This is a genomic window from Ferdinandcohnia sp. SAFN-114, from assembly GCF_059415045.1.
This window is the reverse complement of the sequence record NZ_JBPFDQ010000134.1, coordinates 1-9,452: the sequence shown is the minus strand read 5'-3', so window position 1 is coordinate 9,452 and position 9,452 is coordinate 1. Positions and strand designations below refer to the sequence as shown.

10 protein-coding genes are annotated in these 9,452 nt (G+C 40.7%); 8 read left to right on the top strand and 2 right to left on the bottom strand.

Features of this window, described 5'->3' with window-relative positions:
- Nucleotides 1-400: 400 nt before the first annotated feature.
- The 3 genes from ACR65M_RS25470 (at nucleotide 401) to spoIID (ending at nucleotide 4,194) form a co-directional block, all read left to right on the top strand.
- Nucleotides 401-637: a DUF1146 family protein gene (locus ACR65M_RS25470; RefSeq protein WP_099354564.1), complete on the top strand. Its 237-nt coding sequence runs from the start codon at nucleotides 401-403 to the stop codon at nucleotides 635-637.
- Nucleotides 638-1,478: 841 nt separating this feature from the next.
- The gene (gene murA / locus ACR65M_RS25465; protein WP_121448482.1) at nucleotides 1,479-2,777 is read left to right on the top strand and encodes a UDP-N-acetylglucosamine 1-carboxyvinyltransferase; all 1,299 of its coding nucleotides are present in this window, start codon (nucleotides 1,479-1,481) and stop codon (nucleotides 2,775-2,777) included.
- A gap of 397 nt (nucleotides 2,778-3,174) precedes the next feature.
- A complete protein-coding gene (gene spoIID, locus ACR65M_RS25460) occupies nucleotides 3,175-4,194 on the top strand; it encodes a stage II sporulation protein D (protein ID WP_121448481.1) in 1,020 nt (339 codons plus the stop codon).
- A gap of 11 nt (nucleotides 4,195-4,205) precedes the next feature.
- Here spoIID and ACR65M_RS25455 read toward each other — a convergent pair whose 3' ends face one another.
- Both ACR65M_RS25455 and ACR65M_RS25450 read right to left on the bottom strand, forming a co-directional pair.
- A complete protein-coding gene (locus tag ACR65M_RS25455; RefSeq protein WP_440274787.1) occupies nucleotides 4,206-4,652 on the bottom strand; it encodes a VanZ family protein in 447 nt (148 codons plus the stop codon).
- Between the two features lie 813 nt (nucleotides 4,653-5,465).
- Nucleotides 5,466-5,618, bottom strand: a complete 153-nt coding sequence (locus ACR65M_RS25450; protein ID WP_341333226.1) for a hypothetical protein — start codon at nucleotides 5,616-5,618, stop codon at nucleotides 5,466-5,468.
- Between the two features lie 142 nt (nucleotides 5,619-5,760).
- Here ACR65M_RS25450 and spoIIQ point away from each other — a divergent pair, with 142 nt between their 5' ends.
- The 5 genes from spoIIQ (at nucleotide 5,761) to ACR65M_RS25425 (ending at nucleotide 9,369) form a co-directional block, all read left to right on the top strand.
- Nucleotides 5,761-6,678, top strand: a complete 918-nt coding sequence (gene spoIIQ, locus ACR65M_RS25445) for a stage II sporulation protein SpoIIQ (RefSeq protein ID WP_165918245.1) — start codon at nucleotides 5,761-5,763, stop codon at nucleotides 6,676-6,678.
- Nucleotides 6,679-6,865: 187 nt separating this feature from the next.
- On the top strand, nucleotides 6,866-7,297 hold the full coding sequence (locus tag ACR65M_RS25440; protein WP_440274786.1) for a DMP19 family protein: 432 nt from the start codon (nucleotides 6,866-6,868) through the stop codon (nucleotides 7,295-7,297).
- Between the two features lie 194 nt (nucleotides 7,298-7,491).
- A complete protein-coding gene (locus ACR65M_RS25435) occupies nucleotides 7,492-7,680 on the top strand; it encodes a PLDc N-terminal domain-containing protein (RefSeq protein ID WP_121448478.1) in 189 nt (62 codons plus the stop codon).
- A 1-nt stretch (nucleotide 7,681) separates the two neighbouring features.
- Complete coding sequence (locus tag ACR65M_RS25430) at nucleotides 7,682-8,593, top strand: ABC transporter ATP-binding protein (RefSeq protein WP_440274785.1); 912 nt, start codon at nucleotides 7,682-7,684, stop codon at nucleotides 8,591-8,593.
- Nucleotides 8,590-9,369 carry an ABC transporter permease gene (locus ACR65M_RS25425; RefSeq protein ID WP_341333222.1) on the top strand — a complete coding sequence of 260 codons (780 nt, stop codon included), beginning with the start codon at nucleotides 8,590-8,592 and terminating at the stop codon, nucleotides 9,367-9,369. Before ACR65M_RS25430 ends, ACR65M_RS25425 begins: the two co-directional genes overlap by 4 nt.
- Nucleotides 9,370-9,452: the final 83 nt, after the last annotated feature.

The following is a 9,452-nucleotide window of genomic DNA, read 5'->3' as shown; positions in this document are numbered from 1 at the left end:
ATGTCACAATACTTATCTCAAGTATTGCCATTTTGGAGGTGTTTTATATTGTCTCACTATTTTAGGTTAGTCCAATGCCTCTTCTTTTGTTTTGGTGTTTATTATTGTAGCTTTTTGTAGGCTTGTATTTGAGGACTTCTGTCACAGAAAATGCTAAAATGTATAGGTGTGTGTTTCATACATATTTCCTTTTTTTATAATCAAATGCGCCTTGGCGTATTTTCGCCCAGATTTTTTCGAGCTTCTCGAAATACTTCCTTTATAAATCTGTGGCATCCGCCGGAGGCTTATCTTTATTCAGTGAGGGTTTAAACCCTGGCTGGATTTTGAATGCTTTTTTGCATCATTTCCCACTTGTTGAAGGGGAATTGCTGCTGAATAAAGTTCAAGGAGTGGGTTTATGTTAGCAGGTTTTGGGTATCAAGCACTTATAAGTATTATTTCACATTTAATTTTTATTGCAGTTACATGGTGGGCGCTGCAAAGTATTCGATATGAGCATTTGGTAAAGCCAAATCATATTTTTCAGGTGCGCGTTCTTCTCGTTCTTGTGACGATTGCAATTGGATCGACCGTCAGCAATTTTTTCTTAGATTATCTTCTTTGGTCACAACAATTACCTACTATCTTAAATTAACTGTTACTTTGTCCTTTATGAATGAATAATATATGCAAGAAGTTTAAGGTAAAAGTATTCGAAGTAGTTTTCATCTGTTCTCTCCACTACTTTCCACGTATCCTGCGTGATACATCCGGAAAAAATGTAAGTAAGGAGAGGAAATCAAATAAGAGTACGAGTCATGATGCTTTTTTTAAAAACATTCCTTAGTATACCAATGGTATAGAAAAATACATTGGTTTTTGCTGGAAGTAGAATACGAAGGAACCCAAGTTGATGATTTTCACGGAAGAATCACCCCAAGCGGTGGCCCGCAAGTTAGTCCCTTCTAGAAATGTCATCAAAAGTACTTACTTTTTCAAGATAGTTATCCACATATGTAAACTGTCTAAAAAAGAAGACAAACCCTCAAAAAAACAAAGTTCCTTACGTATAACATGTACTATGTGAGTTATGTAAAATTTTCGTGTGAAAACATTGCTACAAACGACCTAAACTTTTTCGACAATTTGTGCGAAAATCCCACATTTTTCACTTGTGCCAGCGAATGCTTAAGTGATATGATGTAAATTGGTTTTGTAAAAAAAATGAAGCCTTAAAACAATGAGGATATGCCCGTTTAGCAACGAGCTAGCCTATTATTTAAAAAACAAAGTTTGATCGACCTAATTGGGTTCATCACATCAGAATAGAGACACTTGCCCGGTGGTTTGCATATACTACAGCAGTGTGAATGTACTTTCTCACAAAAAAGGTATGAATGTAATAAGATTGGGTTCTTTTAACACATTCGAGATGGAACACCAATTGTAATGAATGAATATGAATATATAGAAAATGGGACGCGGAGGGGAATACCTTGGAAAAAATCATCGTCCGCGGCGGTCGTAAGCTAAACGGCACAGTCAAAGTAGAAGGCGCAAAGAACGCCGTTTTGCCAGTAATCGCTGCATCCTTATTAGCAAGTAATGGAAAAAGTGTAATAAATGAAGTACCCACGCTCTCAGATGTGTATACGATTAATGAGGTATTGCGTTATTTAAATGCAGACGTTACGTTTGCAAACAATCAAATCGTTGTTGATGCATCAAGAGAGCTAAAAACGGAAGCACCTTTTGAATATGTTCGAAAAATGCGCGCATCTGTACTAGTCATGGGATCATTGCTTGCACGCAATGGCCATGCGAGAGTTGCTCTTCCTGGCGGCTGTGCAATTGGCTCAAGACCGATTGACCAGCATTTAAAAGGATTCGAAGCAATGGGTGCAATTGTGAAAGTTGGAAATGGATATATCGATGCCGAGGTCAATGGTAGACTTCGTGGTGCAAAAGTATATATGGATTTCCCAAGTGTGGGAGCTACTGAAAACATCATGATGGCTGCTACATTAGCAGACGGAATGACGACTATTGAAAACTGTGCGAAAGAACCGGAAATCGTTGATCTAGCCAACTTCCTTAATGCAATGGGAGCTAACGTTAGAGGCGCAGGTACTGGTACAATTCGCATCGAAGGTGTAAAAGAATTGCATGGAGCAACTCACAGTATTATCCCTGATCGCATTGAAGCAGGCACATTCATGGTGGCAGCTGCAATTACAGGCGGTAATGTTCTTGTTCAAGGCGCAGTACCAGAACACCTCAGCTCATTAGTTGCAAAAATGGAAGAAATGGGCGTTACCATCATTGAAGAACAAGATGGTTTACGTGTCATTGGTCCAGATCAATTACATGCTGTGGATATCAAAACAATGCCACATCCTGGTTTCCCAACTGATATGCAATCACAAATGATGGCATTATTACTTCGTGCAAAAGGCACAAGTATGATTACGGAAACTGTATTTGAAAATCGCTTCATGCACGTCGAGGAATTCCGACGCATGAACGGTGACATTAAAATTGAAGGTCGTTCTGTTATCATCAACGGAGAATCCCAGCTTCAAGGAGCTGAAGTAGCCGCAACTGATTTACGTGCTGCTGCTGCCCTTATTCTTTCCGGATTGGTTGCAGATGGATACACACGTGTTACAGAACTTAAGCACTTAGACCGTGGTTATGTGGACTTCCACCAAAAGCTTGCGGCATTGGGTGCTGACATTGAACGTATAAATGAAGCAACAGATAGCCTAGTGGAAGAAGCAAAGGTAAACTTCTAACTAACCACGTAAAAAGCTAGGGACATTACCCATACATGGTAATATCTCTAGCTTTTTTATTTTTATTCCTATTATTTATAATTTTTTATAGCAGGAATGATATTTGCAATGATAAGAAGTAGTAATAATAACGCCAGTCCCGTGAGAGTCTGGATTCTCAATGATGAAAAGAAAATGCCAAGACATAGTCTACTAATCCGGTTTTACTCATCTTATTTGTTTCCCCTTTTATTTGATAATGGTAGTAATAGGAAAATTACACTATGAGTGGTAGATAATAGAACACAAATATTTTTCTGCTATTAAATGTCATAAAAGCTTGTCCACTACCATAGATATTGATATATAGGTGCATGTTTACGTTCGTGCATTAATTTCAAAGTGGAGGCTTGCATTCATGAAACAGATTAAACCAATCATTGTACTAGTTTCTGTCCTTTTCGTCTTAATTTTATTGATTCCATCAATGCTTGTCATTCCGTTCTCTGATAAAGGTGCGGGAAAGCTAGCTGAAGAGCGACAATCAAATCCGGAACCGCCTCAAATCGCCTCAGGGCCAACTGTGGAGGTTGCCGTTCACCGTGTCAGTGCTCAGAAAATTGAAAATGTGCCACTAGAAGAATATGTAGTAGGCGTGCTCGCGATGGAAATGCCTGCAGAATTTGAGTTAGAAGCATTAAAGGCACAAGCGCTGGCAGCAAGAACATACGTGGTTAGACAAATGTTGAGTGATCAAAAGTTAAAGGTGCCAAATGGTGCAGATGTTTCAGATACGGTCAGTCATCAGGTTTATAAAAACAATGAGGAACTAAAGGTCCAATGGAAAGGCGACTATGATTGGAAAATCGAAAAAATTAGGCAAGCCGTTAACGAAACACAAGGACAAATTATAACCTTTAATGGTGAACCAATTGATGCCGTATTTTACTCAACAAGTAATGGATATACTGAAGACTCGGAGAACGTTTGGAAAAATGCAGTACCATACTTAAAAAGTGTGGAGAGCCCGTGGGATGTCAATACAGAAAAGTTTCATTCTCAAGTCAATATGCCTGTATCCGAATTTGAATCTAAATTAGGGATTAAGCTTGGCAATGGTAACGATATTGGCAAGATTACTTCAAGAACGAAATCAAATCGTGTAGCATCTGTTGAAGTCGGGGGCAAGACATTCACAGGGGTGCAAGTGCGTGATGCATTAGGCCTTCGTTCTAGTGATTTTTCATGGGAGCGTAAAGGCAGCCATATCGTCATTCAAACGAAGGGCTACGGCCACGGTGTTGGCATGAGTCAATATGGTGCCGATGGAATGGCGAAGGAAGGTAAGAGTTACAAGGACATTGTGACACATTACTACCAAGGCGTAGAAATCTCATCCACAGAGAACTTTTTAAATAAATTAACCGTGAAAAAATAAATGCAGAGGGGTTACTTCCCCTCTGCATTTTTGCTGTTTAAGCCCTCCACCCAGTAGAGGAGCTTTCTAATTCTCGGTAGTTTTTCTCCAAAATAACTAACTTTTACAATCATATAAAGCACAAGCACGCCAATTGTGTCCTTAACAAGATCAATTACAGTCGCAGATCGGTAGGGGACGAAATACTGGTGCAACTCATCTGAGAAGCCATAGGCAATGGCAATCACAGCGGAAACGAGACTCGTTTTAGGGCTGAACTTTCCTTGAACAAGGAAAAACAATGCCCAAAGCCCGTAAAGAATACCAAATTCGATGAGGTGCAGCGATTCCTTAAAAGCCCGGTCCCAGGAAAACGGAGTGTTCACAATCGCATCCGACGGAAGACTCGACAATATAAAAATCAAAATCATATATAAAAATGGTGCAATTAATAGTAGAAGTCGTAATAATGCTCTCATGAAAATTCTCCTTTAAAAAATGTACCTACATAGTATAGCATTCATTGAAGGTGTGAGGGAGGAGTTTTTGCGTACTTACTCGGGTTTACCGGTACCGAAGCGTGGTACGTCGTCTGAAAAGTTGGTATATCAAAGTTAGTTATGAAGGGGAAAGTGGAAGGAAGTTTGGGGTCGAATCCTCTTCATCAAGGTTATGAAGGGGAAAGCGTCGGAAGTTTGGGGTCGAATCCTCTTCATCAAGGTTATGAAGGGGAAAGCGTCAGGAAGTTTGGGGTCGAATCCTCTTCATCAAGGTTATGAAGGGGAAAGCGTCAGGAAGTTTGGGGTCGAATCCTCTTCATCGGAGTTATGAAGGGGAAAACGGCAGGAAGTTTGGTGTCGAATCCTCTTCATCGAGTTATGAAGAGGAAATCAGAAGGAAGTTGTCGTACGAATCCTCTTCATAGAGTTTATGAAGAGGAAATCAGAAGGAAGTTGTCGTACGAATCCTCTTCATCAGCTTAATGAAGTCCCGAACGAACGCCGAAGCCGCAAGCAAAGTCCTTCATCAGCGTAATGAAGTCCCGCCCGAACGCCGAAGCCGCAAGCAAAGTCCTTCATCAGCGTAATGAAGTCCCGAACGAACGCCGAAGCCGCAAGCAAAGTCCTTCATCGGCGTAATGAAGTCCCGAACGAACGCCGAAGCAGCGGGTAAAGTTCTTCATCGAGGTAATGAAGTCCCGAACGAACGCCGAAGCAGCGGGTAAAGTTCTTCATCGAGGTAATGAAGTCCCGAACGAACGCCCAGGCAGCGAGTAAAGTTCTTCATCGAGGTTATGAAGTCCCGAACGAACGCCCAGGCAGCAAGCAAAGTCCATCATCAAAAGTTAAAAAGTCAACCCCCATTCTAGCTCCCAAACCGCATCCAATCAAAAGATCATCACCAACTCCAAAACCTGATAAATCATACGAAACCCGAAAAAGCAACGTCCAACTGGACCCCTTTTCGAAAAAAATTTCGATTCTATGAATAATATTTTAGGCTTTGTCGAAAAATAATCGAAAAAAATTTTTTGAAAATGTATATAATTCCGCGAATGTGTTCAGAATGGTTGCTGAGGTGATAAACATGAGAGAGGAAGAAAAGAAACGTACTTCTCAAAAATCAAGTTTACAAAGTTTTTTTAGAAAGCGTTGGGTATTCCCAGCAATCTATTTGGTAAGTGCAGCACTCATTCTAACCGCGGTTTTATGGTTCCAAGGCAAGAACGATGTAGCGAAGGATGATTTGAAATATGGTGAGAATCAACCAGGAACTGCTACAGGTGAAGAGCCAAGTGTACCGGTAAACCAAGCGTCAGAAAACTTTAAGATGCCTGTCATTGACGAAGATGCAATCCAAGTCTTTAGGGAATTCTACGATGCAGAAGCTTCAGCAGAAAAGCAAGAAGCAGCTCTTGTAGTCTATAACAATATTTATTCGCCTAACAAAGGAATTGATATCGTCGCTAAAAATGGTGAGACATTTGAAGTTGTTGCATCATTAGCTGGAACTGTAACACGTGCTGAAAAAGATCCACTACACGGAAATGTTGTGGAAATTGAGCACTCTGACGGTGTTGTAACAATGTATCAATCTCTTGCAGACCTAAAAGTTGCAAAAGGTGATGTAGTTGAACAAGGTGAAGTCCTTGGAATGGCTGGCGAAAATCAATATGATGAAGAAGCAGCTATTCACGTTCACTTTGAAATCCGTAACAACGGTGTTGCTGTTAATCCAATTGAGTACTTTGGACAATCCCTAACTGCACTTGAAGAAAGTGAGCAAGGGACAGAAGACAAAGAAGCTGCAACGAAGGAAGAAGACAAGCAGCCTGCAGAAGATAAGCAACCAAATGAAGAAGAGAAACCAGAAGATAGTAAAAAGCCTGCAGATGAAGGCACTCCTGCTGACGATGAAGGATCAAAAGATGAGGAAGATGCAAACTCAAATGAAGAGGAAAATGCCCACTCAACTGATGCTTCAATCGGAATGGCAAAAGCGTAAGCTAGGAGAAATAGTAGTCTAGCCTGTGGTGGCAACTTTAGCTAATAATCCAACCGATTACCCAATAGGGTAGTCGGTTTTTTTATGGGACAGAGGTTCCATGTCCCTGTAAATAAATGGTGGGACGAGAGAACTGTCCCAGTGTTCTCATGGTATAATCAGGTAAAAATAGAAGAGGGCAGTGAACATGAAAAGTTCAGACGATATCTGGAATGAAGTCATCCACAAGGTTTGCAGTATCGATTTTCCAACAGAAAATCAAGTGCTAAACGAGGCGTTTCTTGTTTTTCAATACTACTCAGAACTTGAAAGTGGTGGGCATGAGGCTTTGCTTAATTGGTGGAGTGAGTATATTTCAGAAGTGGGCATTACGACTTACATAAAAGAGCTCACCAAAGTACTCAAAAAAATTGGTGCACAAGAATATGCTGTGATTTTACAAAAATACGGCGAAGAAATGTGGAAAAATTTTGTTGCTTTGGAAAACGGAGAAATCGCCGAGTACTCATTTTATCAGGTAATTGAAAAAGCCGACAGGGAGTATTATAAGTTGGAGGACAAGCTCCAACACCTACTAGAATCTTATTTTGTTAGCATCCATACAGACATAATAGAATAAATGACTAAACAGCGACCATGATAGAAATGGTTGCTGTTTTTATGTCTGGACAGAGGTTCCATGTCCCTGTAAATAAATGGTGGGACGAGGGACCTGTCCCCGTGTCCCAAAAAAACTTTTATTTGTACTGAACTTTTTCCTGTTGTCGGTCGTATTATCTTTGGAAAAACATTTGAAGGGGATGTGATTCGGGTATGACGGGTATTAACTGGGCGCTTATTGCTCCGATCATTGTGATTCAATTAATTTTATTGGTAACGGCCATAGTTGATCTTGCAAGAAGTGAAGAAACGAATGGACCAAAGATTTTATGGGTGTTTGTCATCCTTTTGGTCAGTATACTTGGCCCGATTCTCTATTTTGTAATTGGAAGGAAGAGATAGGATGACGGAAACATTGGTCTCTATTGAAAATTTGGTGAAACGGTTTGGAAAGGAAACGGCGGTTAATGATCTTTCCTTTGATATAAAAAAAGGAAGCTGTACAGCTTTACTAGGTCCGAATGGAGCGGGGAAAACAACGACTTTACGGATGTTGGCTGGCCTGCTTCATCCTACATCAGGAAAAATAGCCTTTGATGGTATGGAAAATGGCGACCATCGGAAATACATCGGGTACCTGCCGCAGCACCCTGTTTTTTACAACTGGATGTCGGCAAATGAATTTTTGATCTATGTTGGGCAACTTGCACATTTATCGAAAAAGGAATCCCAGCAAAAAGCGGATGAATTACTAGAGTTGGTAGGACTTATTGATGCAAAGAAAAAGAGAATTGGCGGTTTTTCAGGCGGAATGAAGCAGCGCCTTGGGATTGCACAGGCGATGATTCATGAACCCAAGCTGGTTATGCTTGATGAACCAGTCTCCGCATTAGACCCTGTCGGTCGCCGCGAAGTCATTGAAATGATGCGTGAATTGAAAAAGAAAACCACGATTCTGTTCTCAACACATGTGCTGCATGACGCTGAAGAAGTTTGTGATGATATTGTCATTATCCGAAAGGGAGAATTGGCATTAAGTGACACGCTCTCGGGTCTACGAAAAAAGCACCAGCATGATGTAATCATTATTGAAGCAGAAACGGATATCACCACTTGGGCAAAAGGTTTAACCGCAATTGACTCGGTTCATGAAGTGTCGGTTGAACGCACGAATGCAACAATTGTTGTTTCTCAACTTGAACCTGCAAGAAATGCTATTTTACAAGATATATTGACTAAAAATATACCGGTATCAACATTTAAAATCGGGCAATCGTCCCTCGAGGATGTATTCATGAAGGTGGTGAAGGCATGAGACAGTGGACAGTATTATTTAAAAAAGAATGGATTGAGATGACGCGGAACTTTAAAATCCTGTGGATCCCACTTGTTTTCATTTTACTTGGGATCATGCAACCTGTAACTTCTTATTATTTGCCCGAGATTATCAAAGCAGCGGGTGAGTTGCCAGAAGGAGCGGTCTTTGAAATCCCGATGCCAACCCCACAGGAGGTGCTCGTGCAAACCTTCGGACAGTACAGCCAAATCGGGATTTTGGTGTTGGTATTAGCGTTTATGGGGATTGTTGCAGCGGAAAAAAACAGTGGCGTTTCGGATATCATTCTTGTAAAACCTGTTTCGTTCGCTAATTACATCACAGCAAAATGGGTAAGCGTCACGATCATGACATTGGGTTCATTTTTACTAGGTATCTTAGCGTCTTGGTATTACACTGGAGTATTAATCGGTGATGTAGAATTTGGCGAACTACTGAAAGGTTCACTCGTGTATGGGACGTGGCTTGTGTTTCTCGTGACCGTTACCCTTCTATTAAGTTCATTATTTAAAAGTAATATCTTTGTAGCAGGTATGTCATTGCTGGTTGCGATTGGGTTGTCAGCACTCACTTCATTATTATCTAAATGGATGACCTGGAGTCCAGCAAGGCTCTCAACACACGCAAGTTCACTGCTTTTAACAGGAAGTCCAGACAAACAATTCGCTTTATCTTTGACTGTTTCCCTACTTTTGATTCTTCTCCTACTTGTGAGTTCTATTTACCTATTTGCAAAAAAAGAAAGAGCAGCGTAATAAAAACGAGGCTGGGACAAAACCCTCCTCTGAAATGAAAAAGCCTGTGGAATTTTACCATGAGTAAAATTTCACAGGCTTTG